The sequence below is a fragment of the Plantactinospora sp. KLBMP9567 genome (genome assembly GCF_033446045.1).
GTDB lineage: Bacteria > Actinomycetota > Actinomycetes > Mycobacteriales > Micromonosporaceae > Plantactinospora.
Genome location: NZ_JAWQRR010000002.1, coordinates 109,737 through 134,802, shown reverse-complemented (window position 1 = coordinate 134,802; position 25,066 = coordinate 109,737). Strand labels below are relative to the sequence as shown.

Below are 25,066 nucleotides of genomic sequence, written 5' to 3'. Positions count from 1 at the left end.
GTGCGGATCCGGTAGGAAGCGGTCGGGGCAGCTTTCTTCCGATGGACCGGTCAGATCGATCTCGCAACACAAAAGATAGGCCGCTGACAGTACCACTTTGGATCTAGCTAACGAAACTTTCGGAGGAATGAGTAAAAGTCGCCCGCAGTCGCCAATCAGCCGATCGCCGGCGACGCCGTCGACGCCCGAGCAGGAAGGTATCCAACGTTCTGTACCACCGTTATATAACGACGGTATGCTGCCCGTGTGAGTCCTCGAACCTCCGATCCCAGGGTGCGTACGATGCTGGTCGAAGCGGCCGCGCGAGTGCTCGCCGAGGAGGGTCCCGCCGCGTTGACCAGCCGCCGGTTGGCGGCGGAGATCGGCTCCTCGACGATGGCCGTCTTCAGCAGGTTCCAGAGCATGGCCGAGGTTCGGCGGGCGGTCCGGGAAGAGGCGTTCGGCCGCCTCAACGTGCGGCTCGACGCGGTGCCGGCCTCGGACGACCCGGTCGCCGACCTCGTCGCGGCCGGCGCGGTCTTCTTCGCCAGCGGCGTGGCGAACCATCACCTGTACCGGGCGATGTTCCTCGACCCCCCGCCGGAGGACGACAACCTCGGCGCCGGGACCTACGAGCGGCTACTCGCACTGATACGCCGGTGCGTGACCGCTGGCCGCTTCCCGGCCGCGCGTGAGTCTCTGGTCCCGGCCTGGGCTGCCCAGATGTGGAGCATGCGACACGGCATGGTCACCATGACGGTCGCCGGGCTCCTGCCGGACGAACAGGCGCGGTTCGTCCTCGACGACATGACCTTCCGGCTGCTGGTCGGTTACGGCGACGATCCGGCTCGGGCGAGGCGGTCGATCGAGCGGGGAAGCCGCGCCGCAGCCGCAAGTGAGACACGTCCACAGTGAACCTCTTTCAACCTGAACCGCGCGGCGCTCACACAGCGCGTCCGACATCGCGCTCCGACGGACCGCAACGGAAGGTTGAAAGGTTCAGTGAAGGGGGAACCCGATGCGATCCGACAACAACACAGACAGCGACCGCCCCGCTCCGAGGACGGCGGCGACAACCGTGTGGGAGCGTACCGGCGGCCTGACCGGGCTGATCCAGTCGTCCCTGCCCCCCACGGTGCTGGTGATCACCAACCTGTGGTGGGGCCTGTACCCGGCGATAGTCATCGCCGCCGGCACCGGCTTGCTCGTCACCCTGGCGCGGGTGGTGCGTCGCCAGCCGCTGCGTCCGGCGTTCGGCGGGTTCGTCGGCGTGGCGATCTCCGGAATGCTCGCCGCACGAAGCGGTGAGGCTCGGGACTTCTTCCTGGCCGACATCTGGTGGTACTTCCTGGCGTCCGTCGTCCTGGTCATCTCGATCCTGCTTCGCCGGCCGCTGGTCGGCGTGTTCTGGAGTGCCACCCAGGGAGTCGGCATGTGGTGGCGCCGGGACCGTCCGTCGCTGCGACGGTACGACATCGCCACCGCTGTGCTCGCGGTCGTGTTCGCGGCCCGGTTCGTCGTGCTGCGGTGGTTCTACGAGCACAACGAGGTCGGCTGGCTGACGTTCTCGAAGATCGCGATGAGCTATCCACTATGGGCGGTGGCGCTGGTCGTCGTCCTCTGGGCCGTACGCCACGCGGACCACCGCCTCGGCTACTGCCGCAGTCGTTGACGCGGCGATCGGCCTACCCCTAGTGGTGCGTGAGGCGCGCGTCGGCGCGTCGTCCAGGGCCGAAGCTGCTCGGGGTCGCGAACCGACCAGATGTGCGTGACCCCGGTCGCCCGCGACGTCGAACGCGATCACCGTCAGCCGCCGCCGGCGCTGACCATCGTGCTGGTACCCGTGCGCGAACTGCGCACCGTCGCGGCTCCGGCGCACCGAACCGGGGGTTGCTTGCGAGGGCGGGGCTGGCGATGGAATCTGAGGTGGAGGCTGCCTGATCATCCCGGGGTCGGCGCGGCCGGGCCCGTGCCGGCTCCGAGTAGCGGAACCGTCTCGCCGCGGTTGATGGCCCGGACGCCCGGTTCGATGCCGTGCCGCCGGGCGAGATCGAGGAAGTCCCGCAGCGGGGACCGGAACACGGGGTAGTCGTCGTAGTGGATGGGCAGGGTCAGGCGCGGCTGGACGAGCTGCACCAGGTCGACGCCCTGCCGGTCGTCCATCGTGAGGAGAACGCCGAGAAGCCTGGTCCCACCGAGATGGATCAGCATGGCGTCGATGTCGGGAAAGCGTTGCGGAATCTCGGCCAGCGCCGGGTGGTTGAGGGTGTCCCCGGTGACGTAGAGGCGGAGCCGGCGCTCGTTCTGTTGCTCGAAGTCCAGGATGCTGCCCATCACCGTGGGTAGCGCACGGGCCAGCGGACCCGGCCCGTGTCTGCCGGGCACGGCGGTGATCCGTACGAGTTGGTCGCCGCTACTGATCTCGTGGCTCTCCCAGGTGGCCAAGGACTCCGTCGAGGTGAAACCCCAGCGGCGCAGTCGCCGTTGCGCCTCCGGTGTCGTGATGACCGGCAGGGCCCGGGACAGGTGCCTCCGGGCCACCCGGTCGAAGTGGTCGCCGTGCAGGTGCGAGAGTACGACCCCGTCCAGGGGTGGCAGTTCGCCGATCCGCATGGCAGGGTCCGTACGTCGCCGGGTCCACAGGCCGTAGCCGAGATAGGCGCGCTGACCGCTGTGCAGAAAGTTCGGGTCGGTCATCAGCGTGATGTCGCCCAGTTTCAGCAGCGTGGTCGCCGTACCGATGAACGTCACGGTGGCCTGCGGCTCCGGCTCGGCTCCCATGTTTCCTCCCCCTCGCAAAATCCTGTCGCCGACCTCCGAAACATCCATCAGAACACGGCGGTGCGCAGGTCTACGCCGAATCCACGACCACGGACGGCGCATCATGTCTCAGGGATAACGCTTCATGTCTCCGGATACGGGTGCCCCGCTTTTCCGGACACTGGTGCCCCGGTTTCCCACCGAGCGATGTGCCCGCGCCGCCGACTGGTTCCGGACAGCGCCGGAACGTGCTCTCCAGGTCGAATTGCCGAAGAACGCCGGACACGGCGAGCAGATAGCGGACGACCGGCGACGGATCGCGCAGCAGAAGCTGTCCACCCACTTCGGCGACCGCCTGCTGGACCTGGAGCAACGCGGTGAGACCGTGTGCGGACAGTGAGGTCGCCCTCGCCATGTCCAACACGAGTCTGAGCAGCCGATCACGGGTGAGGTGCTCGACCAGTTCGATAAGCAGGTGCACGCTGCCCGTGTCCACTCTGCCGGTTACCTTGACGAGCGCCAATGCTCCACGCCTGGAGATTTCGAGCGAAAACACGGCGTCGCGTCCCGGATCGCGGGCCGACGCGGAGGACAGACGTTGGGTGGGCATGAGGACCTCCGACCAGGAACGAGTGGGATCGGACGGCAGCCTCCAAGGCGGTGTGAACCGGTCCGATGTTGATCGTCTTCCCACTGGGGCTGCTGTCCACGGCGGCGGTCTTCGCTGCGCTCGTCAGGGACCGGCACCTGACCGGCAGCTGATGGCGACAGGTTTCGCCCCCCCGACACCAGGAGACATGGCCGGCATGGACGACGACACCCTGCCCTTCGACGTACCGGACGCGCTCCTGGAGCCGGAGGCGCTGCGGGGAGCCGGTTGCGTGCCTCCAGCCGGTGCCGGGCGCGACTGTCCCGGCCGGTTGCCAGCGGAGGGTGGTGCACGACCATATCGTGGACGTAGGCCAGTCCCCAGCCCGCCGCCGCGAGGTCCAACGCCAACAGCGCCTCCTCGCCGTACACCCGCAACCTCGGGTTGAAGCCGCCCACCTGCCGGAACGCCTGGCGGCGCACGACGGCCGCGCAGGCCAGGAAACCCAACACCGCCGGACCGGGCAGGTCTGACGGCGTCCCGAGTGGCTGCTCGGCCATTGCCGCCGACACCGGGTCGAGACGCCGCTCCGGACCGAGCCGTACCTCTGCGGTCAGCAGCCCCGCCCTGGGATGAGCCCGGAAGAACCGTGCCGCCTGTTCCAGGGCACCGGGCGCCCAGTAGGAGTCGTCGTCGGCGAAGGCGACGACGGGGCTGCGGGCCAGCTCGACGCCGACGTTGCGGGCGGCGGCACCGGCGTTGTGGTCGAGCCGGACGACCCGCACGTCGGGGAAGCAGGCCGCCACGGCTTCCGCGGTGCCGTCGGTGGAAGCGTTGTCGACCACGATCACCGGCGCCGTGTGCCGGGCCAGCGTCGCCAGGAGTTGGTCCCGCCGATTGCGGGTGGCCACCACTACCGTCACATCGCGCATGATCGGGCTGGTACCCCCATCCCGGTCCGCTCATGTCGGATGGTCGATCACGATTCCTCGCGTCGTGGCCAGCCGCATGCCGGGACGGCGGCTTCGGGACAACCCCGACCAGCCAGCCGGTGGCGATCAGGTCCGACCGTCCGCGGCGCGGGCAGGTTTGGTCGGGTAGATATGGGGCAACGGAGGGCATGACGGCCGACGCTCTGCACCCGCCGTTGCCGGCGCATCTGCAGCTCGAGATCACCTCGGCATGCAACCTGCGCTGCGTGATGTGCCTGGTGCGGTACCGGCCGCCCGTGAACAAGCTGGCCGGTGCCATGCGGCCGGAGTTGTTCCACCGGCTCCTGGACCAGGTGCCCACACTGAACCGGCTGACCCTACAGGGCCTCGGCGAGCCGCTCCTGTCGCCGTACCTGATGGAGATGATCACGGCGGCGGTCGCTCGGCGGATCACCGTCGGGTTCAACACCAACGCCACCCTGCTCACCCGCCGCCGGGGCGAAGAGCTGGTGGACAGCGGTGTCGACTGGCTCCATGTCTCGCTCGACGGCGCATCGGCGACCACCTACCAGGCGGTACGCGACACCGCCGACTTCGACACCGTCCTATCGAACCTCGCCGGGCTGGTCCGAGCCAAACGCGCCGCCGGCAGCAGCACCCCGTGGGTCCGGGTGGTCTTCGTCGCGATGCGCGACAACGTCGCCGAACTGCCCGACCTGGTACGCCTGCTCGGCCGCCTCGGCGTGGACGAGTTGCACGTGCAGAACCTGTCGCACAGCTTCTCGGACACCGACCCGACCGGCCGCTACCACGAGATCCGCCGGTTCACCATGGAGCAGGCACTGTGGACCGGGCAGGACGGCGACCGGGCGGCCGCCGTCTTCGACGAGGCGCGGCGGGTGGCGCGGGACTACCGGGTACGGTTGCGTCTGCCGCGCCCGGGCACGCCACCGGTGACCGGAGTGTCCGACGGCCGAGGCTGCTCCTGGCCCTGGGAGGCGGCCTACGTCACCAGTAGGGGCGTGCTACAGCCCTGTTGCATGGTGATGGGCGACGACCGGGTGTCGCTGGGACGGTTGGCCGAGCAGAGCTTCCCCCAGATCTGGTACGGCGACGCGTACCGCGAGTTCCGTCGGCGTCTCTCCGGCGACGACCCACCCGACGTGTGCCGGGGTTGTTCCCTCTACCGGCACACGTTCTGACCTCGAACGTCAGTTTGCCCGAACCAGTGCCTCGCGCAGTACCGGGAGCGTCACCACGCCCGGGTCGGCCTCCGACACGTCGGCAACCTGATCACCGCCGACGTAGGCGTCACCGGCCATCAGCCCGGCGACATCGACCCGCAGATATCCGGTCGCCATCAGGCGTTCCGCTTCGCCGGGTGGCGCATCCGGGCGCACGTCGGTGCCGGGCTGCTGCACGGCGGAGACCGTCCCGACGGCTTCGCCTGCGGCGTCCACCACCGACATTCCCGGGTTGGCCTGGGCGATGGGCAGCGGCTCGGTCGGCATGCCGGGCACGGCCGGCTGGTGCGGGTGCATGCCTACCTCGTTCCCACGGCCTGCCAGGACGAAACCGAAGCTCTGTCGTCACTCCGCGAGCCATCGGCGAACCAGCGCGAGGTCTGCCCCGGTCAGGCCGATGTAGGGGTCGATGCGATGCAGGAGGGCCCGCGACGGATGCTCGGCCGAGACCCATCTCCGGTCGGCGTCGGTTATCTCGTCGTCCAGCCAGACGAACGGACGCCCGGCTGCCCACCGGGTCAGGCACGTCGTCTTCCAGTGCAGGCCGTGCCGCGGTTCGTCGTCCGAATCGGGCCATTGCACGACCGGCAGTTCCGGAAGGCCGATCCGCGGCGAGATGACCTCGTTGGCGTCCGCCATCCAGGTCGTCGCCCAGACGAGTTGGCACCCCAAGTCCAGGAGCATCCGCCCGTCCTCCGGACGGAGCCGGTCGAGGAGCGGATTCCCCGTTGTGTCCGGTGGAGTCGACCCGGCGGGGCCTGCGGGACGTCCAGGGCTGGCGGGCCGTGCGACCAACGGGATCAGTGGTCCGTCCACGTCGAGAAAGATCAACGGACGGTGCGCCTGGCTCGACACCATGGCGCGAACCTACAACCACCGCTCAACCCGGCCGGTCAGGCCAGACCCCTGTCTCTGCCCTTCTTGATCTTCCTGGTGTCGCGGAGTTCGACGAACGGTTCCTCGTCCTCAGGGTGCCCGTCGGCGATGGCGCGGCCGCGGTGCAGTTCGGCGTCGAATTCGGCGCCGAGCAGGAGCGCCAGGTTGGAAATCCACAGCCAGACGAAGAAGATGACGACGCCACCCAGGATGCCGTAGGTCTTGTTGTAGGTGCCGAAGTTGGCGACGTAGAACGCGAAACCGGCCGAGGCGATGATCCAGACGACGACGGCCACCAGCCCGCCGGGGGTGATCCACCGGAAGCCTCCCTGGCGGGCGTTGGGGGCGGCCCAGTACAGGATGGCGAACATCAGGCTGACCAGCACCACCAGGATCGGCCATTTGGCGACGTTCCAGCCGGTGATCAGCGCCGAGCCCGCGCCGAGGGCGTCGCCGACCCACTCGGCGAGCTTGCCGGTGAAGACGACCATCAGAGCGCTGACCGCCAGCAGGATCCCGACCACGATGGTCACCGCGATCCGGATCGGCAGGGTCTTCCAGATCGGGCGCCCCTCGGGTACGTCGTAGATGGCGTTGGACGCGCGCATGAACGCGGCGATGTACCCGGACGCGGACCACAGCGCGACGACCAGACCGATGACGGCGAACAGTCCGGCCGCGCCCTGTGCCTCGATGAGGTTGCGCGTCCCGGTCTTCAGGATCTCGCCGACCGGGCCGGGCGCGATCCTGCCCATGTCGTCGATCAGCGGTTGAAGTACCGAGTCGCCGACCAGGCCGAGCACCGAGACCAGGACCAGTAGGCCGGGGAAGATCGACAGGACCGCGTAGTAGGTGAGCGCGGCGGCCCAGTCGGTCAGGCGGTCGTCGCCGAACTCGCGCACGGTACGGCGCAGGACGCCCCACCAGCCCCGTACACCGAGCGTGGTGGGCTGGTCCGGAGCCTGTCCCGCCCCGTGCGAGCCGGCCTGCGACGCCGACGGGCCCCGACCCACGCCGGTCGGTTCGCCGTCGGCAATCTGGTGGTCGCGATAGGCGCGGTCGGTGCTGTTGTCCACCATCGCGGAGCCTGCCTCTCAGGTGTCGTAGCGGGCTGTCTCTACCGCGACCGCCACCGCCGCAGCCGGGCACCGGGCTTGGTCGCGCGGCGATGGCGCACCAGCAGCACCGCTGCCAACGCGGTGGCGAGCCCGGCCAGCGCGCCGACGTACGGCGCCGGTCGCTGCCGCGCCTTTCGGACACTGCGCCGGGCGGCCTCCCTGGCCCGCACGGCGGTGACTTGGGCAGCGTCCTTGGCGCGCACCACGGCCACCTGGGCGGTGTCCGTCGGCGGTACAGCCGTCACGCCTGTGGCGGTGGTGCGGGTACGGCCGCTCTTACCGGTACTCGTGCTCATCGGTGTGCCCTCTCTTTCACCTCATCGATGTCGGACAGTTCGGCGGTCGGCGCCTGCGCGGGACCAGCCGAGCCGTCCCGGCTGAGGTCACTCATCTCGTCCGCTCCCTTCCTCTGACGGACGGATATGCCCCACCGCGGTCCTGCGCAAAACGCCCGGCTGCCGGGCCGTCGCCCCGGGCAGGTGTGGACGGACGATGCGATCGTGCACGGAGGACGGTCCGGGGCGGTTTGCTGGCCGAAACATCACCGGGTACGCGATCTGCGGCAACGCCTCCGTGCGCAGCCGCGCCGTGCTGCCAGCGCCGCCACGTGCCCCCAACGACGCCGAACCATCCAGAGAGAATGTCGACCGGCATCTATAGGCTGACCTCCAGTCATGCCCCTGAGCTGGGCAAAGAATCCTAGTACCAGCGACGCGCGTCGCAGCAACCATCGACGTTCATTTATTGGCTTCCATGGATAAATCGGTCCGGATTATGGCGTGCCGGTGCCCGCTCGATTACCAAGGTGTTGCCGGCCATCACCACCTGTGGTCCGGCGGGAGCGGCGAGCCGGAGGACGGCGACATCGTCGAGCGACCACGGACAGCGGGTGCGCCAGGACGAGCACCGGCCGAGCCGGCGTCCGCGCGACCACACAGAGCCAACGGAAAGGACAGGAACCGTGAACAGGAGCAGGTGTTTGCTATCGCTGGGGATGTCGCTCGTCGTCACCGCGGCGGCGGTCATGGCGGTGGTGGCAGGAACGGGCACGCCCGCCCGGGCGGCGCCGGTCACCATCACCAACGGCACGCAGTTCAGAGACACCAGCGGCAACCTGCTACAGGCCCACGGCGGCGGGGTACTCAAGGTCGGCAGCTACTACTACTGGTTCGGCGAGAACCGCAACCCGGACAACACCTTCCGCGCGGTCTCCGTCTACCGCTCCACGAACCTACGCGACTGGGAATTCCGCGCCAACGTCCTCACCCAGTCATCCGCGCCCGAACTCCAGGTCGCCAACATCGAACGGCCGAAGGTCATCTACAACGCCAGCACCGGCCGGTACGTGATGTGGATGCACAAGGAAAACGGATCCAACTACAGCGAGGCCCGCGCCGCCGTCGCATCATCAACCACCATCGACGGCACCTACACCTACCACGGCAGCTTCCGACCACTCGGACAACACATGTCCCGAGACATCACCCTCTACAACGACAACGGCACCGCCTACATGATCTCCGCCGCCGACGAAAACTACGACCTACACATCTACCGCCTCACCACCGACTTCCTCAACGTAGCCACCCTGGTCGGCAACTTCTGGAACGACGCCCACCGCGAAGCACCCGCAATGTTCAAACGCGGCAACACCTACTTCCTCCTGACCTCAGCAGCCACCGGCTGGAACCCCAACCAGGCCAGATACGCCACCGCCCCGAGCATCTCCGGCCCATGGACCGGCTGGACCAACGTCGGCGACGCCACCACCTTCCGATCCCAACCAACATTCGTACTCCCGATCCAAGGCACCTCCACCACCAGCTACCTCTACATGGGCGACCGCTGGGCCGGCGCCTGGAACGGACCGGTCAACGACTCCCAGTACGTCTGGCTACCCATCACCTTCCCCACCACCACCAGCATGACCCTCACCTGGTACCCGTCGATCACCATCGACACCGACACCGGCACCATCACCGGCCAGTCGCCCCCCTACTACCGGATCACCGCCCGACACAGCGGCAAAGTCATGGACGTCGTGAGCAACTCCACCGCCAACAGCGCAGAAGTCAAGCAATTCGCCTGGAACGGCGGCGGAAACCAGAAATGGGAATTCCAGGACGCCGGCAACGGCTACTACCGGATCATCAACCAGAACAGCGGCAAATGCCTCGACGTCGCCTCCGCCTCCACCGCCGACAACGCCAACATCGTCCAGTACACCTGCAGCGACAGCACCAACCAACAATGGCAATGGATCGCCACCGGCAGCTACCAGCAACTACGAGCCCGGCACAGCGGCAAATGCCTCGACGTGGTCAGCAGCGGCACCACCGACGGCACCGACATCACCCAATACACCTGCGGCAACGGCACCAACCAACAATGGACACGCACCCAGTCCTGAACACCGACGCCCCACCGCGACCTCGTACGCCCGACCGAGCTTGGTGATCACCTGGTCTCGGCTGGGCGGCGGTGCGGTCGGCGGGCCCGGCGCCGGCGGGGTGCCGGCGGCCGAGGCGTCGGCTCGCTGCGTGGTGGTGGCGACGCGACGGAACTCGAGTTCGCCGACGGCCACCAGGGCGCGCCGTTTCTCGTCGTGCGGGCGCCGGCCACCCGCACGACGATCCTGGTGGTCGCCGGACCGCTGCACCGACGGATCGGCCAACCCAGCGGCCTCGACCCGGTCCGCGCGTGCCTGCCTGGTCCGTTCGAGCGCGTCGTCGGCGACGAGGGCGATCGCCTCCGCAGTGAACCTTTTCAACCTCCCCTTGCGGCCCGTCGGAGCGCGAGGTCGGACGCGGTGTGTGAGCGCCGCGCGGTTCAGGCTGACGAAGGTTCAGTGATCGTGGTGCTGCCGCGGACGTCGCCGAGCCGGTCACGGACCACGACGGTCAACAGCGCGATCCCGGCACCGCAGAGAACGACCAGGGCCAGCCCGCCCGCCACGAGCACCGCGACGACCCTTCGCCGGCCGGGCGGCGGCGGGCCCGGGCAGGCCCGCCGGTGGCGTCCCGGCCGGTACCGACGAAGGCTGACCGTGGGCCATGGAAGGGAGCTTACTGAGCTTCAGCCACCGTACCGTCGGTTGGCTGGTCGAGGCGGGCGAGCTTGCCACGTACACCGTCGAAGTGGGCGTGCATCGCGACGGCGGCGGCCGCCTTGTCCGCGGCGGCGATCGCGGTGTAGATGTCGCGGTGCCGGCGCGCGACGTCGGCCGGCGTCTCGTCCGGAGTCCCCAGCTCGTCGCGGAGCTGGTAGAAGACCTCCCAGAACGCGCCGAGCAGGCGGCCGACCAGCGGGTTGCCCAGCGGCCGGTAGAGCAGTTCGTGGAAGAGCCGGTCCGTCTCCGGCGAGACGATGCCGGCCAGTGCCTCTGCCTCCATCCGCTCGGTCACCTCGGCGACCGGCGCCAGATCGAGCTCCTGCGGCCGGTCGATCAGCCGCTGGACCAGCCCGCTCTCCAGGACCTCGCGGATCTCGGTCAGATAGCCGAGGTCGTTGCGCCCGTCCTGCAGAGTGATCCGGCTGTGGAACGCCAGCTCGTCGACGAAGCCGGTGAGCGACATCCGGCCGACGAACATGCCGAAGCCGTGCCGGATGTCCACGATGCCGACCGCCTGTAGCGCCTTGAGTGCCTCCCGCACGGAGTTGCGGCTGATTCGCAGGTCCTCCATCAGCTCCGACTCGGTGGGCAGCGGATCCCCGGCCGCGAGCCGGCGTTCGAGGATGAGGCCCTTGACCGCCTCCTGGACCTCGACCGCGCGGCTCAGCCGCGGTCGGGTCCGGCGGTCGGGCGCGGCGGGCTTTCGCTGGGTCGGGCGGTCGGTCATGACGTCGCGCCGAGGCGACGCCGGCTGGCCGGGCGGATCGGGGGCGTATCCAGACCAGACGTCCTACGACGGCCGTCGGCGGCCCGGCGTGACGCCGCTGTGACTGCCTGTCGATCATGGCGAAACCGTGCTGACATCTCCAGGTAACCCTCTCTTGACCCGAGGACTGATCGACCTCTAGCCTCCAGTCTAATGCCAACATGGGATGTGGGACGTCCAACTTCCATCGCACACATAACTGCCGACGCCTTGTAGGAGGCACCGTGAGCGCCCCGGTATCTCGGCCCGTTTTCAGCCGTCGCGACTTCCTGCGTTACAGCGGAGCGCTAAGCGCGGCGGCGACCATCGCGGCCACCGTCTCCGCCTGCGAGTCCGGCCCCGCCTCGACCGGTTCGGTCGGTGCCGCCGACGACAAAGACCTGGCCACCGCCGTGATCGGGTACGGCAACGACCAGAGCTGGGACCCGACCATGACGGCCTCGGCCTTCTCCATGGCCGCGATCGGGCACATCTACGAGGGGCTCGTGGAGACCGACCCGATCACCCGCGAGCCGTACCCGGCACTCGCCACCGCGTTGCCGACCGACCCGGCGGCGACCTCATGGAAGCTCACCCTGCGTCAGGGCGCAAAGTGGCACGACGGCCAGCCGGTCACTGTCGACGACGTCGTCTTCACCTTCCAGCGGATCCTCGACCCCCAGGCGAAGGTGCTGCTCTACAGCTTCTTCGGCGCCTGGCTCAAGGAGGTCAGGAAGGTCGACGACAGCACCGTCGAGGTGGTCTTCAACTTTCCCTTCCCGGACGCCCTCAAGCGCCTCGCCATCGCCAAGATCATGCCGAAGCACGTCTTCGGCGCACCGGGCGGCTGGGACGCGGCCAAGGGCGGCAAGGCGGTCGGCTCCGGCCCGTACAAGATGACCGCGCACAACCCGAAGTCGAACACCACCTTCGAGGCGTTCGCCGACTACAACGGCCCGCGCAAGCCCCAGTTCAAGAAGATGAACTGGTTGTCCATCGTGGATGCCGCCGCCCGGGTCGCGAAGATCTCCGGTGCACATGCCGAGGCGCAGATCGCCGACAACATCCCCTATGCCAACATCGCCCAACTGAAGGAATCCGGGCTGACCGTCGAGGGCGGCAAGGGCATGAACCACATGTTCCTGATGTTCAACACCGGCGCCAAGCCGTTCGACGACGTACGGGTGCGGCAGGCCCTGCTCTACGCCATCGACACCGGCAAGATGATCGAGGTCGCGCTCAAGGGACACGGTACGCCGGCCACCAGCTTCCTCAACGAGCAGAACCCGTCCTATGCCAGAGCGAAGACCGTCTACAACTACGACCCGGACAAGGCCAGGTCACTGCTTGCCGCCGCCGGCGTCACCAACCTGTCGGTCACGCTGATGGCGGTCAACGTGAGCTGGATCAGCGACTGCCTGCCGACCGTCGCGAACTCCTGGAACGCGATCGGGGTCAAGACGACGCTCCAGCCGCAGGACACCAGCGCGCTGTTCACCAAGATGGACCAGTCGCAGGACTACCAGGTGGTCGCCGCCGCCTCCAACCCCAACCAGTTCGGCATCGACGCCGACCTGATCCTGCGCTACAACTACACCTCGGGCGGCACCTGGATGAAGTACACCCGGTGGGACACCAGCCCGGCGGCGAAGAGCATCTTCGACCTGATGGACCAGGCGATCCGGGAACCGGACGAGGCACGGAAGCTCGCCCTGACCCGCCAGTACCTGGACATGGTCGCCGAGCAGGCGGTGCTCTACCCGGTGGTGCACACCGAGCTGATGACCGCGTGGGACCCGAAGAAGATCTCCGGGATCCGCCCGCAGCCGTACCCGGGGTTCAACCTGCTGCAGGCCCAGCGCCGCTGATCCCAGTTCCGCGGCCGGTGTCCCCCGCCGGCCGCGGAACTCGTCGCCGAGGAGTCCCATGGCAGCGATCGCCAGCATGCTGGTCCGCCGCGTACTCATCCTGATCCCGCTCCTGCTTGGCGTGATCCTCTTCGTCTTCATCGTCATGCGGTTCTCGCAGAACAAGCCGGAGTACGCCTACTTCGCGGGCGCCAACCCGACCCCCGAGCAGATCCACCAGTTCCAGGTCGAGAACGGCCTGCTGGATCCGCTGCCGCTGCGGTACGTGCGGTTCGTCGCCGATCTGGCACAGGGTGACCTGGGCACCAGCGTGCTCACCAACGCGCCGGTACTGGATTCGGTGCTGACCGCGCTGCCACTCACCCTCCAGCTCACCTTCCTGGGCCTGCTGGTCGGCGTACTCACCGCGCTGGTCTTCGGGGTCACCGCGGCGATCTTCCGGGACCGCTGGCCGGACCAGCTGATCCGGGTCGTGTCGCTCGGCGGGGTGGCCGCCCCGTCGTTCTGGCTGGCCCTGCTGATGATCCAGTACCTCGCGGTGGAGCAGGGCCTCTTCCCGACCGGCGGCTACGTCAACCCCGCCGACTCGTTCAGCGGGTGGCTGCGGTCGATGACCCTGCCTGCCCTGTCGTTGTCGCTGCCGGTGGCGGCCCAGCTGACCCGGATCGTCCGGACGTCGATGGTCGAGGAACTGGACCGGGACTACGTCCGGACCGCCATCGGCAGCGGCCTGCCGCCGATCGTCGTGGTGGGCCGGAACGTGCTGCGCAACGCCTTGATCAACCCGTTGACCGTGCTGGGTCTGCGGGTCGGCTACCTGCTCGGTGGCGCGGTGGTCATCGAGACCATCTTCTCCCTGCCCGGCATGGGCAAGCTGATGATCGACGGTGTCACCAACGGGGACCCGGCCGTGGTCCAGGGCGTGGTGCTGACCATCGCGACCGGATTCGTGGTGGTCAACCTGGTCGTCGACATCCTCTATCTACTGGTCAACCCGCGACTTCGGAGCGCAGCCTGATGCGACCAGGACTGACGAGACGTCTCGCCCGGCCGGGCGTCAACTTCAAGCGGCTCTCCGCACCCGCCTGGATCTCGCTCGGCGTCATCCTCCTCATCGCGCTCGCCGCGCTCTTCGCCCCGCTGCTCGCGCCGTACTCGCCGCTGGAGCAGGCGGCCGCCGCCGACGGGGCCCCGTCGGCGGAGCACTGGATGGGGCTGGACAGCGCCAACCGGGACATCCTCAGCCGGCTGCTGTACGGGGCGCGGTGGTCGCTGATCATCGGCCTGGGTGCGACCGCCCTGGCCCTGGTCGTCGGCGCGGTGCTCGGTGCCGTCGCGGCCACCTCCCGCAAGTGGGTCGACGAGGGGATCATGCGGACGCTCGACGTCATCATGGCCTTCCCCGGCATCGCGCTGGCCGCCGTGCTGGTGGCGGTCTTCGGCGGCGGCATCCAGGTGCTCGTACTCGCGATCGCGTTCCTCTACATGCCCTCGGTGACCCGGGTGGTCCGGGCCAACGTGCTGGCCCAGTACGGCGAGGACTACGTGGACGCCGAGAGGGTCATCGGCGCCCGCACGCCGTACATCGTGATCCGGCACGTGGCGATCAACTGCGCCGCGCCGGTGCTGGTGTTCTGCACGGTGATGGTCGCGGACGCGATCGTCTTCGAGGCGTCGCTCTCGTTCATCGGCGCCGGGGTCCGGCCGCCGGACCCGTCCTGGGGCAGCGTCATCGCCGACGGCAAGAACATGGTGCTGCTCGGCGGCTGGTGGGCCACCGTCTTCCCGGGCCTGCTGATCCTGGTCACCGTCCTCGCGCTGAACATCCTCTCCGAGGGGGTCTCCGACGCCTGGGCGGCACCGACGGCCCGGCGGGTGCCCGGCGCGAAGAAGCCGGTCGAGGGCGACGCGTGGGAGCAGGCCGCCCCCGGATCCGGCGAGCTCACCGAGCTGCCCGGCCTGGCCGAGGCGGCACGGCGGCTGGCCGAACGCGCCCGGCCGCTCCCGTCCGGTCCGCCGATGCTCCAGGTGAAGGAGCTGACCATCGGCTTCGAGGGCCGGCACGACGGGGTGGACATCGTGGCCGGCATCTCGTTCGACGTCCGGCCGGGCGAGGTACTCGGCCTGGTCGGCGAGTCGGGCTGCGGCAAGTCGCTGACCGCGCTGACCGTCATGGGGTTGCAGCCGAGGGGCGCCCGGATCGGCGGCGAGATCCGGTTCGACGGGAAGGATCTGCTGAAGCTGTCCCGCTCGGCCCGCCGGCGGCTGATGGGGCACGACATGGCGATGGTCTACCAGGACGCGCTCTCCTCGCTGAACCCCGCGATGACCATCAAGGCGCAGCTCAAGCAGGTCGTCCGGCGCGGTGGCCGGCGTACCCCGACCGAGCTGCTGGAGATGGTCGGGCTGGACCCGGCCCGGACCCTCTCGGCGTACCCGCACGAGCTTTCCGGAGGGCAGCGGCAGCGGGTGCTCATCGCGATGGCCCTGTCCCGGGATCCGAAGCTGATCGTCGCCGACGAGCCGACCACGGCGCTGGACGTGACGGTACAGGCGCAGGTGATCGAGCTGCTGCTGCGGCTCCGCGCCGAACTCGGGTTCGCGCTCATCCTGGTCTCCCACGACCTGGCCCTGGTCGCCGACGTCACCGACCGGGTGGTGGTGATGTACGGCGGGCAGATCGTCGAGACCGGCGTCACCGCGGCGCTGGTCGGCGCTCCGGCCCACCACTACGCCCGCGGGCTGCTGGGCTCGGTGCTCTCGCTGGAGGCGGGTGCGCGGCGGCTCACCCAGATCCGCGGGGTCGTCCCCTCCCCGGCCGACTTCCCGGCCGGTTGCCGGTTCGCCGACCGCTGCCCGATGGCCACCGAGATCTGCCGTACCGAGGCGCCACGGCTGACCGGTGCGGTGCACGGGCACGCGGTCGCCTGCCACCACCCGGCGATCGAGATCGCGACGCCGGTGGCCGTCGGATCGGAGGCACACTGATGGCGGCGACCCTGCTGGAGCTGCACGACGTACACGTGGTGCACCGGGCGCGGTCCGGCGGGATCTTCTCCCGGGACCGGGTCTACGCGCTCACCGGCGCCGACCTGACCATCGCCGCCGGCGAGACGGTGGGCGTGGTCGGCGAGTCGGGCTGCGGCAAGTCCACTCTGGCCCGGGTACTGGTCGGGCTCCAGCGGCCGACCGACGGCGCGGTGTCGTTCCGCGGCGAGGACGTCTGGTCGATGGCGGACTCCCGGCGCCGGTCCCTGATCGGATCGACCACCGGGATGGTCTTCCAGGATCCGTCCACCGCGTTGAACCGCCGGCTGCCGGTCCGGACGATCCTGCGCGATCCACTGGATGTGCACCGCCGGGGCGTCCGCCGGGAGCGGGACGAGCGGGTCCGCGAGCTGCTCGACCTGGTCGGACTCCCGTCCAGTGCGGCCGACCTGCTGCCCAGCCAGCTCTCCGGTGGCCAGCGGCAGCGGGTGGCCATCGCCCGGGCGCTCGCGCTGCAACCGGAGCTGCTCATCGCCGACGAGCCGACCAGCGCGCTGGACGTCTCGGTCCGGGCGCAGATCCTCAACCTGCTGCTGGACCTGAAGGACCGGCTCGGCCTGGCGCTGGTCTTCGTCTCGCACGACATCCAGACCGTCCGCCGGATGAGCGACCGGGTGGTCACGATGTACCTGGGGCGGATCGTGGAGCAGACGCCCGCGCAGGCCGTACCGCAGCACGCCCGGCACCCGTACACCCGGGCACTCTTCTCCGCCACACCCGGGCTGCTCTCCCCGATCGACCCGATCCCGCTGGTGGGTCCGGTGCCGTCCGCGACCCGGCCGCCGAGCGGGTGCCCCTTCCGGACCCGCTGCTGGAAGGCGGACGAGGTCTGCGCCTCGGCGATGCCGCCGGTTCAGACCAGCACCGACCGGCCCGACGACCACCTGTTCCGATGCCATCACCCCGTGCTGGACGGGGCGAGTGACCTCGAACTGATCAGCCAAGCCCAGGAGCGTTCATGACCACCGCCAGCGCCCTCACCGGCGTCATCCCCCCGGTGTCCACCCCGTTGACCCCGGACCTCGACGTCGACACCGGGTCGTTGGCCCGGTTGGTGGACCATCTGCTGGCCGGCGGTGTGGACGCGCTCTTCGTGCTGGGCTCCACCTCCGAGGTCGCGTACCTGCCGGACGGTCACCGCAAGGTCGTGCTGGAGACGGTGATCGGGCACGTCGCCGGGCAGGTCCCGGTGTTGGCCGGCGTCATCGACACGACCGCGCTGCGGGTGCTGGACCACGCCCGGGTGGCGGCCGAGGCGGGCGCGGACGGCCTGGTGGCAACCGCGCCGTTCTACACCCGGACCCACCCGGACGAGATCGCCCTGCACTTCCGGACCATCGCGGCCCGCGGCGGACTTCCGCTGTACGCGTACGACCTGCCCGTCTCGGTACACAGCAAGCTCGGCACCGACCTGGTGCTGGAGCTGGCCGCCGAGGGGACGCTCGCCGGGGTCAAGGACTCCAGCGGTGACGAGGCCGGGCTGCGCGGGGTGATCCTCGGGCGCCGGGACCGCCCGGAAATCGGCGCGTTCAGCGTGCTGACCGGCTCCGAGCTGACCGTCGACTCGGCGCTGTGGATGGGAGCCGACGGTGTCGTGCCGGGCCTTGGCAACGTCGACCCGCACGGGTACGCGAGGCTGTTCCGGGCGGCGGTCAAGGGCGACTGGGAGGCGGCCCGCTCCGAACAGGAGCGCCTGCTGCGCCTGTTCCAGCTCGTCCACGTCGGCGCCGGCCGGATCGGTATGAGCTCCTCGGCGCTGGGCGCCTTCAAGGCGGCGCTGCACCTGCGCGGCATCATCGCGTACCCGACCACGGCGCTGCCGCAGATCCCGCTGAACCCCGACGAGGTCGCCCGGGTCAAGGAGTATCTCGCCGCCGCCGGTCTGGTGTGACCGGGCCCGGCCACCCGCCCGGCCGGCGGGGGTCAGGCCGGCTCGGTCAGCGCCTCGACCGGCCGGGCCTCCGCCCGCGCGATGCGTGCCTTCACGTCGCGGAAGTGCAGCCGCATCGCCTCCCGGGCGGCCTCCGGGTCCCGGGCGCGCAGCGCCGCCACGATCCGGCGGTGGTTGACCACGATCTCCGCGGTCCGCTCCTCCGGCGGACCGAGCGCCGGCTCGACCTGGTGGTAGACGTCCCAGAACAGGCCGATCAGCTGGAGCACCAGCTCGTTGCCGCACGACTCGTAGAGCAGCGAGTGGAACGCCCGGTCGGCCTCGAGGTCCCGGTCCATGGCGGTGACCAGGGCGTCCAGCGCGGCGATCCGGGGGCCGCTGACGATCTGCGCCACCTGGCCGATCAGCCCGGTCTCGATCAGCTCACGGACCTCGACCAGGTCGTGCAGCGCGCGGATCCCGCCGCCCGGTCCGGAGCGCACCCGGAACGCCAGCGACGGGGTGAGCACGTCAAGTGAAGCCTGACCGACGAACGTGCCGTAGCCGTGCCGGATCTCGACGATGCCCAGTGCCTGCAGGGCCCGCACCGCCTCGCGCACGCTGTTGCGGCTCGCCCCGAGCAGGTCCATCAGCTGCGGCTCGGTCGGCATCGGCGCGCCGGGGGCCAGGCGGCGCTCGTGGATCAGGGCGACGATGCGCTCCTGTAGCGACCCACCGTTACGCGTACGCATGCTGCCTCCAGGCTCGTCGAAACCTCGGGTCATAACATCCCACCTCTCGGACCCGGAAGGCCAGGCAGTGCGGGAAGTAACACCGGCGACACCGCCCGTACCGGTTGGAAATCAGCCGGACGTACCTGGCTCACCTGCCCGCTCGGCCGCTTGCCCGCCCGCTCGCGGCCGATCCGGCTGAACACAGGTCGTCTCGTCGACCAGGGAGAGCGGCATCGTGGAGATACTGACGTCGGAGACGCTCGGCGGCACCTGGGGAACGATACTGCTCCCCATCCGCGCCGACGAGTCGATCGACTGGGCGCGTCTCGACCCGGCCCTGGACATCCTCGTCGCCGCCGGGCTCGACGGCCTGTACGCGCACGGCACCGCCGGCGAGTTCCACACCCTCGACGAGGACGAGTACGACCGGGTCAACGAGCTGCTGGCGCAGCGCTGCGAACAGGGCGGCATGCCGTTCCAGATCGGGGCCAGCCACATGAGCGCGCAGACCTGCCTGGCCCGGGTCGCCCGGGCCCGCACGCTCCGGCCCGGTGCGATCCAGGTGACGCTGCCGGACTGGCTGCCGATGTCGCGCGGCGAGGTGCTGCGCTTCCTGTCCCGGGTCGCGGCCGTCGCCGACCCGGTGCCGCTGGTGCTCTACAACCCGCCGCACGCCAAGACCCAGGTGCCGGCCGAGCTGTACCCGGTGATCCGCCGCGAGGTACACACACTCATCGGGATCAAGGTCGCCGGCGGCGACGCCGAATGGTACGCCCGGATGCGGCGGCACGCGGCCGGGATCGCGATCTTCGTCGCCGGCCACGACCTGGCGACCGGACGCCGGCACGGCGCCGCCGGCTCGTACTCGAACATCGCCGCGCTCAGCCCGGTCGGGGCGATGGCGTGGCAGCGGACGATGGCCGAGCGACCGGACGCCGCGCTCGACGTGGAGCGCCGGATCCACGCGTTCTTCACCGAACACGTCCAGCCGCTCCAGCGCGGGGGGTACGCCAACTCCGCGCTCGACAAGTTCCTCGCCCACGTCGGCGACTGGGCCGACATCGGCACCCGGGTCCGCTGGCCGTACGCCTCGGTCGACCCCGCGCTCGCCGAGCGGCTGCGACCGCTGGCCCGGGAGCGGCTGCCCGAACTCTTCCCGGAGGCGTAGCCCGGCCCACCGTCGATGGCGGGCCGGCCTTTCCGCCACCGCGTCGGCCCGACCCGCCACCGAGGTCCAGAAGACCGCCCCTTCAGGACCGGAGTACCGCCACGCCGCGCGGCGCGACGGTCACCGTGTCGACCGTCCGGTCACGTTCGCCGAGCAGGTCTACCGCCGGGCGGGGCAGGGGTACCGTCACCGGCTCGGCGCCGTGGTTGAGCAGCAGCAGGTACGACCGGTCGTCGCCGTGCCGGACCACCGGCAACCCCTCCGGCAGGTCGGGCAATCCATGACCGAGGGATGTTAACTGGAGAGCGCTGCCTCCTGCGCCTCCCCCTCGACCAGCCGCGGCCCACCCGGCCGCCGTCAGACAGCCGTCGCGCCCGCCGAGGGGACACCGGCGAACTGGGGGGTTGACCTTGCCCCGGGGGCAGGGTTCGAGGATCGATGACATGAACGAGATCGCGTACATCAGCAAGCGGGCCGCCGATTTGTGCGAGGCGACCCAGGTCCCCGGATTCCTTGCCGGCATCTATCACGCCGGAGAGCAGGCCGTCGTCGCCCACGGTGTGGCGAACGTTGCCACCGGAGCGCCGATGAGCGAGAACACCAGTTTTCTGTTCGGGTCCATCACCAAGATCATGACAACCACGCTGGTGCTCCAGCAGGTCGAGCGGGACGCTCTCGACCTCGACGCGCCGGTCGTCGACTACTTGCCGGAGTTCCGGCTGGCTACGCCCGGGGCGGCCGAGAAGATCCGGGTCCGCCACCTCGTCACCCACACCAGCGGCATCGACGCCGACCTGTTCTTTCCGGAGGCGGTGGGCCGCGACGCCCTCAAGGTCTACCTGGAGCGGCTCGGCCGCGAGTGCGACGTTCTCTTCGAGCCGGGCGAGTACGTCAGCTACTCCAACGGCGGCATGATCGTCGCCGGCCGGCTGCTGGAGGTGGTGACCGGCCGGCCGTACCACGAACTACTCGAGCGTGACGTCTTCGCGGCGGCGGGGATGACCGGCGCCTGCACGCACGCGGGTGCTGTCGGCGAGGTCGGTCGCGCGTATGCGATCGGTCACGCACGACCTGGGTACGCCGAACACGTCGCCCGTCGGCCTCGGCTGGCTGGTGCGCTCACTCGGCGGCACGACGGTGCTGAGCATGTCCAGGGCCTCGCCTGGCGGAGTGGCGGTGCTGGTCGTCGTGCCGGAGCACGACCTGGTGTTCGCCGCCTACGGCAACGATTCGCGGGTGCTTGCCCTGCAGGACGAGCTGCTGCTCTGGCTCGCCGGGCTGTTCGGCACGGTGCCGACGCCTGCCTACGCACCGGAGACGATCGATCTCCAGCCGTACGCGGGGACGTACCGTGGCCGGCATGGCAGCCGGCGTTTCCTCTCCGGCCTGGGCCCGGATCGCCGAACTGGCGAGGGAAGCCCCTTGAATCCGGCGCAGTGATCTTCACCGCAACCTGATTCGGTGCGCCGGTGGCTACGGCAGGACCGAACAGCGGTGCGTGCCCGTGCTCCCCCATCGCCCGACTGTCCCGTCGGGTCGATCAGGTTCTCGCGGTTGGCCTGGAACCGACCACCGGGGTCGGTGGCCCGGCGGACACGCCGCAACGCTGCCCAGGTTTTCGAGGGCCGGGCGAACCCGGTGACCGGAGCCACCTGAACTGCGGGTGCAACGACCGAAGCCGTCCCGTCCGCGACGGAGGTTCCGACAGCAGTACCCCTGAATGCATGATCATGCGGGGCTGTGCATATACTATTGATCGTGTCCAAGGTACTCACCTCCCTGCCTGTCGGTGAACGTGTCGGGATCGCCTTCTCCGGAGGCCTCGACACCTCGGTAGCGGTCGCGTGGATGCGCGACCGGGGCGCCGTGCCCTGCACATACACCGCCGACGTCGGCCAGTACGACGAGCCCGACATCGAATCGGTGCCGGGGCGCGCGATGGCGTACGGCGCGGAGGTCGCCCGGCTGGTCGACTGCCGGGCGGCGCTGGTCGAGGAGGGGCTGGCCGCCCTGGCCTGCGGCGCCTTCCACATCCGGTCGGGTGGCCGTACCTACTTCAACACCACGCCCCTCGGCCGCGCCGTCACCGGTACCCTGCTGGTGCGCGCGATGCTCGAGGACGGCGTACAGATCTGGGGGGACGGCTCCACCTTCAAGGGCAACGACATCGAGCGGTTCTACCGGTACGGCCTGCTCGCCAACCCCTCGCTTCGGATCTACAAGCCGTGGCTGGACGCCGACTTCGTCGGTGAACTCGGCGGCCGCAAGGAGATGTCGGAGTGGCTGCTCACCCACGGCCTGCCCTACCGCGACAGCGTGGAGCGGGCGTACTCGACCGACGCCAACCTCTGGGGCGCGACGCACGAGGCCAAGACCCTGGAGCACCTCGACGCCGGCATCGAGATCGTCGATCCGATCATGGGCGTGCGGTTCTGGGACCCGGCGGTGGAGATCGTCCCCGAGGACGTCACCATCGGGTTCGCACAGGGTAGGCCGGTGACGATCAACGGCAAGGAGTTCGCCTCCGCCATCGACCTGGTGCTGGAGGCCAACGCCATCGGCGGCCGGCACGGGCTGGGCATGTCCGACCAGATCGAGAACCGGGTCATCGAGGCCAAGAGCCGGGGCATCTACGAGGCGCCGGGCATGGCGTTGCTGCACGCGACGTACGAACGGCTGGTCAACGCGATCCACAACGAGGACACCCTGGCCAGCTACCACACCGAGGGACGGAAGCTCGGCCGGCTGCTGTACGAGGGTCGCTGGCTCGACCCGCAGGCGTTGATGCTGCGCGAGTCGCTACAACGCTGGGTCGGTACGGCGGTCACCGGCGAGGTGACCCTGCGACTGCGACGCGGCGAGGACTACTCGGTCCTGGGCACCTCCGGCCCGGCGTTCAGCTACCACCCCGACAAACTGTCGATGGAGCGGACGGAGGACTCCGCCTTCGGCCCGGTCGACCGGATCGGCCAGCTCACCATGCGCAACCTCGATATCGCCGACTCGCGCGCCAAGCTTGAGCAGTACGCCCAGCTCGGCATGGTCGGGGGCAGTCCGCACCCGGCGCTGCTCGGTACGGCCCAGCCGATCTCGACCGGGCTGATCGGCGCGATGCCCGAGGGCGGCGCCGAGGCGATCGCCTCCCGTGGCGAGGTCTCCGACGTCGACAAGCTGCTCGACCACGCCGCGATGGAGGCCGGCACCGACTGACTGCCGGTCGGTTCCGAGGTACGGCAGGCGCGCGATCGGGCGTCGCCGTACCAGCGCATGCTCCGGGCGTCGTACGTAATTCCGAGTAGAAGACTGTTCCACCAGGAACGGACGCACCGGCCGAGGTTCCCCACCACACTCCCTGCATGAATCTGATCGCGCGGAACCGTCTCTTCTGGGTGGCGGCCCCGGCCATCCTGACAGCCATGGCGCTCCCGCCAGCGTCGAGCGCCGAGCCTTCGCGAACGCGCCAGCCGGACCGAGCCGTCCTCGCCAGGATCGCAGAGCCAGAGGCCAACATCACAGAGCCAGAGGTGCGGGTCGAGGCGGGCACACTGCGCGGCGAGGCCGGCACCGGAGCCGTCCGCTTCTCCGGGATTCCGTACGCCACTGCGCCGGTCGGCAACCGGCGCTGGACCGCAGCTAGGCCGGCACGACCGTGGCTCGGGGTGCGAGATGCGACAAGCCCCGGCCCCATCTGCCCGCAAGCCGGCCGTGACGAGCAGAACCAGCCGATCGTCCTGGGCGAGGAAGACTGCCTTTACCTCGATGTGGTTTCGCCGACGAGACCGACTCGGCCGGGTCGGCTGCCCGTGATCGTGTGGCTGCACGGGGGCAACTTCAACTCCGGTGCGGGCTCGCAGTTCGACGGCGCCCGCATCGCCACCGGCGGCGACGTCGTCGTGGTCACCGTCAACTATCGACTCGGCGCGCTCGGTTTCCTGTCCTCGGCTTCGCTCGACGCCGAAGGCACCATCTCGGGAAGCTACGGCCTGCTCGACCAGGCCGAGGCGCTGCGCTGGGTCCGCCGCAACATCACGGCGTTCGGTGGTGACCCGACCCGGGTGACCCTTGCGGGCCAGTCGGCTGGCGCACGCGCGATCTGTGCTCACCTCTCCTCGCCAACGTCGCGCGGACTGTTCCAGCGGGCGATCCTGCAGAGCGGCGCGTGCGCCAACCCGGTCATGACGAGGACCGACGCCGACCGCAAGGGCGTCGAGGCGATCCGCCAGGCTGGTTGTGACGACGCCACGGACATCGCCGGGTGTCTGCGGTCGGTCCCGGTTGGGGACCTGGTCCACGTCCTGGCCGATCCCAACCGGCCCGTGACCGGACAGCGCCGAGACGATCCCTGGGGACCGATCGCCGGCACACCCTTCCTGCCACGACAGCCGATCGACGCTATCCGGCACGGCGCGGCAGCCCGTGTTCCCTTGCTGATCGGCAGTACCCACGACGAGATGCGCGGATTCGTGCTCACCCTGCACCGTGACCTGACCGCCGAGGGCTATGCCGAGGTGATCCGTTCCGCCTTCGGCAATCGTGCCGAGGACGTGTTGCGGGAGTACCTGGCTGATGACTTCGCCAGTCCGGCGCTGGCGCTGGCGACCGTGCTGACCGACTGGGGCGGCGGCATCGGCGCCTGCCCGGTACTCGACACGGTCCGGACCGCAAGCCGGTACGCGCCCGTGTACGCCTACGAGTTTCTCGACGGCGCTCCGCCGTTCGGCGCGTACCACGGCTGGGACCTGCCGTTCCTCTGGGACACCTCCATCCCCCGGAGCCAGTATCCGGACTACGCGGAGATGACCCCCGAGCAACGGCGGCTGAGCCAGGCGATGATCGACTACTGGACGACATTCGCGCACCGCGGCGACCCGAACACCGCTGGCCGGACGCCATGGGCACGCGCCCACCGCGGAACAACCGCCGTACTCGGCCTCGCCGCGGAGACGATCGCATCGACTCCCTTCGCCACCGACCACAGGTGCCGATTCTGGGACGGCAGTTGATCCACCCTCGCCGTCGACGC

At 69.6% G+C, this 25,066-nt stretch carries 24 protein-coding genes; 13 read left to right on the top strand and 11 right to left on the bottom strand.

Annotation, left to right across the window (positions count from 1 at the left end):
• The first annotated feature begins 282 nt into the window (after window positions 1-282).
• Window positions 283-894 carry a TetR/AcrR family transcriptional regulator gene (locus R6Y94_RS00570; RefSeq protein WP_318393725.1) on the top strand — a complete coding sequence of 204 codons (612 nt, stop codon included), beginning with the start codon at window positions 283-285 and terminating at the stop codon, window positions 892-894.
• Between the two features lie 163 nt (window positions 895-1,057).
• Window positions 1,058-1,651 (top strand): DUF3159 domain-containing protein, encoded by a 594-nt coding sequence (locus tag R6Y94_RS00565; protein WP_318393724.1) that lies wholly within the window; start codon window positions 1,058-1,060, stop codon window positions 1,649-1,651.
• A 269-nt stretch (window positions 1,652-1,920) separates the two neighbouring features.
• Here the strand turns inward: R6Y94_RS00565 and R6Y94_RS00560 are convergent, their stop codons facing one another.
• The 3 genes from R6Y94_RS00560 to R6Y94_RS00550 form a co-directional block, all read right to left on the bottom strand.
• Entirely contained in the window at window positions 1,921-2,760 is an 840-nt protein-coding gene (locus R6Y94_RS00560; RefSeq protein ID WP_318393723.1) for an MBL fold metallo-hydrolase, read from the bottom strand.
• A gap of 70 nt (window positions 2,761-2,830) precedes the next feature.
• Window positions 2,831-3,349 (bottom strand): STAS domain-containing protein, encoded by a 519-nt coding sequence (locus tag R6Y94_RS00555; RefSeq protein ID WP_318393722.1) that lies wholly within the window; start codon window positions 3,347-3,349, stop codon window positions 2,831-2,833.
• The gene (locus R6Y94_RS00550; RefSeq protein ID WP_318393721.1) at window positions 3,244-4,260 is read right to left on the bottom strand and encodes a glycosyltransferase family 2 protein; all 1,017 of its coding nucleotides are present in this window, start codon (window positions 4,258-4,260) and stop codon (window positions 3,244-3,246) included. The genes R6Y94_RS00555 and R6Y94_RS00550 overlap by 106 nt, the downstream gene beginning before the upstream one ends.
• 188 nt (window positions 4,261-4,448) lie before the next feature.
• Here R6Y94_RS00550 and R6Y94_RS00545 point away from each other — a divergent pair, with 188 nt between their 5' ends.
• Window positions 4,449-5,462 carry a radical SAM protein gene (locus R6Y94_RS00545; RefSeq protein WP_318393720.1) on the top strand — a complete coding sequence of 338 codons (1,014 nt, stop codon included), beginning with the start codon at window positions 4,449-4,451 and terminating at the stop codon, window positions 5,460-5,462.
• Window positions 5,463-5,471: 9 nt separating this feature from the next.
• Here R6Y94_RS00545 and R6Y94_RS00540 read toward each other — a convergent pair whose 3' ends face one another.
• Genes R6Y94_RS00540 through R6Y94_RS00525 form a run of 4 tightly spaced genes read right to left on the bottom strand, consistent with a single transcriptional unit; the run spans window position 5,472 to window position 7,794 of the window.
• Window positions 5,472-5,801 (bottom strand): hypothetical protein, encoded by a 330-nt coding sequence (locus tag R6Y94_RS00540; RefSeq protein WP_318393719.1) that lies wholly within the window; start codon window positions 5,799-5,801, stop codon window positions 5,472-5,474.
• Between the two features lie 48 nt (window positions 5,802-5,849).
• Window positions 5,850-6,362, bottom strand: a complete 513-nt coding sequence (locus tag R6Y94_RS00535; protein ID WP_318393718.1) for an HAD domain-containing protein — start codon at window positions 6,360-6,362, stop codon at window positions 5,850-5,852.
• Between the two features lie 35 nt (window positions 6,363-6,397).
• Window positions 6,398-7,459 carry a YihY/virulence factor BrkB family protein gene (locus R6Y94_RS00530; RefSeq protein ID WP_318393717.1) on the bottom strand — a complete coding sequence of 354 codons (1,062 nt, stop codon included), beginning with the start codon at window positions 7,457-7,459 and terminating at the stop codon, window positions 6,398-6,400.
• Window positions 7,460-7,497: 38 nt separating this feature from the next.
• Window positions 7,498-7,794: a hypothetical protein gene (locus tag R6Y94_RS00525; protein WP_318393716.1), complete on the bottom strand. Its 297-nt coding sequence runs from the start codon at window positions 7,792-7,794 to the stop codon at window positions 7,498-7,500.
• A 698-nt stretch (window positions 7,795-8,492) separates the two neighbouring features.
• Here R6Y94_RS00525 and R6Y94_RS00520 point away from each other — a divergent pair.
• Window positions 8,493-9,908: an RICIN domain-containing protein gene (locus R6Y94_RS00520; RefSeq protein ID WP_318393715.1), complete on the top strand. Its 1,416-nt coding sequence runs from the start codon at window positions 8,493-8,495 to the stop codon at window positions 9,906-9,908.
• A gap of 419 nt (window positions 9,909-10,327) precedes the next feature.
• Here R6Y94_RS00520 and R6Y94_RS00515 read toward each other — a convergent pair whose 3' ends face one another.
• Window positions 10,328-10,459: a hypothetical protein gene (locus R6Y94_RS00515; RefSeq protein WP_318393714.1), complete on the bottom strand. Its 132-nt coding sequence runs from the start codon at window positions 10,457-10,459 to the stop codon at window positions 10,328-10,330.
• A gap of 104 nt (window positions 10,460-10,563) precedes the next feature.
• Window positions 10,564-11,337: a FadR/GntR family transcriptional regulator gene (locus R6Y94_RS00510; RefSeq protein ID WP_318393713.1), complete on the bottom strand. Its 774-nt coding sequence runs from the start codon at window positions 11,335-11,337 to the stop codon at window positions 10,564-10,566.
• A 263-nt stretch (window positions 11,338-11,600) separates the two neighbouring features.
• On the opposite strand from R6Y94_RS00510, the gene R6Y94_RS00505 reads away from it, so the two are divergent.
• Genes R6Y94_RS00505 through R6Y94_RS00485 form a run of 5 tightly spaced genes read left to right on the top strand, consistent with a single transcriptional unit; the run spans window position 11,601 to window position 18,162 of the window.
• Entirely contained in the window at window positions 11,601-13,223 is a 1,623-nt protein-coding gene (locus R6Y94_RS00505) for an ABC transporter substrate-binding protein (RefSeq protein ID WP_318393712.1), read from the top strand.
• A gap of 58 nt (window positions 13,224-13,281) precedes the next feature.
• On the top strand, window positions 13,282-14,241 hold the full coding sequence (locus R6Y94_RS00500) for an ABC transporter permease (RefSeq protein ID WP_318393711.1): 960 nt from the start codon (window positions 13,282-13,284) through the stop codon (window positions 14,239-14,241).
• Complete coding sequence (locus tag R6Y94_RS00495; RefSeq protein ID WP_318393710.1) at window positions 14,241-16,211, top strand: dipeptide/oligopeptide/nickel ABC transporter permease/ATP-binding protein; 1,971 nt, start codon at window positions 14,241-14,243, stop codon at window positions 16,209-16,211. The genes R6Y94_RS00500 and R6Y94_RS00495 overlap by 1 nt, the downstream gene beginning before the upstream one ends.
• Window positions 16,211-17,233: an ABC transporter ATP-binding protein gene (locus R6Y94_RS00490; RefSeq protein WP_318393709.1), complete on the top strand. Its 1,023-nt coding sequence runs from the start codon at window positions 16,211-16,213 to the stop codon at window positions 17,231-17,233. Before R6Y94_RS00495 ends, R6Y94_RS00490 begins: the two co-directional genes overlap by 1 nt.
• Complete coding sequence (locus tag R6Y94_RS00485) at window positions 17,230-18,162, top strand: dihydrodipicolinate synthase family protein (protein ID WP_318393708.1); 933 nt, start codon at window positions 17,230-17,232, stop codon at window positions 18,160-18,162. The genes R6Y94_RS00490 and R6Y94_RS00485 overlap by 4 nt, the downstream gene beginning before the upstream one ends.
• 32 nt (window positions 18,163-18,194) lie before the next feature.
• Here R6Y94_RS00485 and R6Y94_RS00480 read toward each other — a convergent pair whose 3' ends face one another.
• On the bottom strand, window positions 18,195-18,893 hold the full coding sequence (locus R6Y94_RS00480) for a FadR/GntR family transcriptional regulator (RefSeq protein WP_318393707.1): 699 nt from the start codon (window positions 18,891-18,893) through the stop codon (window positions 18,195-18,197).
• A gap of 217 nt (window positions 18,894-19,110) precedes the next feature.
• Here R6Y94_RS00480 and R6Y94_RS00475 point away from each other — a divergent pair, with 217 nt between their 5' ends.
• Window positions 19,111-20,043, top strand: a complete 933-nt coding sequence (locus tag R6Y94_RS00475; protein WP_318393706.1) for a dihydrodipicolinate synthase family protein — start codon at window positions 19,111-19,113, stop codon at window positions 20,041-20,043.
• Window positions 20,044-20,125: 82 nt separating this feature from the next.
• On the opposite strand, the gene R6Y94_RS00470 is transcribed toward R6Y94_RS00475, so the two are convergent.
• A complete protein-coding gene (locus R6Y94_RS00470) occupies window positions 20,126-20,320 on the bottom strand; it encodes a Beta-galactosidase C-terminal domain (protein WP_318393705.1) in 195 nt (64 codons plus the stop codon).
• 166 nt (window positions 20,321-20,486) lie between these two features.
• Between R6Y94_RS00470 and R6Y94_RS00465 the strand changes: the two genes are divergently transcribed.
• The 3 genes from R6Y94_RS00465 (at window position 20,487) to R6Y94_RS00455 (ending at window position 25,046) form a co-directional block, all read left to right on the top strand.
• Window positions 20,487-21,500, top strand: a complete 1,014-nt coding sequence (locus R6Y94_RS00465; protein WP_318393704.1) for a serine hydrolase domain-containing protein — start codon at window positions 20,487-20,489, stop codon at window positions 21,498-21,500.
• Between the two features lie 301 nt (window positions 21,501-21,801).
• A complete protein-coding gene (gene argG / locus R6Y94_RS00460) occupies window positions 21,802-23,253 on the top strand; it encodes an argininosuccinate synthase (RefSeq protein WP_318393703.1) in 1,452 nt (483 codons plus the stop codon).
• Window positions 23,254-23,399: 146 nt separating this feature from the next.
• Window positions 23,400-25,046, top strand: a complete 1,647-nt coding sequence (locus tag R6Y94_RS00455; RefSeq protein ID WP_318393702.1) for a carboxylesterase/lipase family protein — start codon at window positions 23,400-23,402, stop codon at window positions 25,044-25,046.
• The last annotated feature ends 20 nt before the right edge of the window (window positions 25,047-25,066 follow it).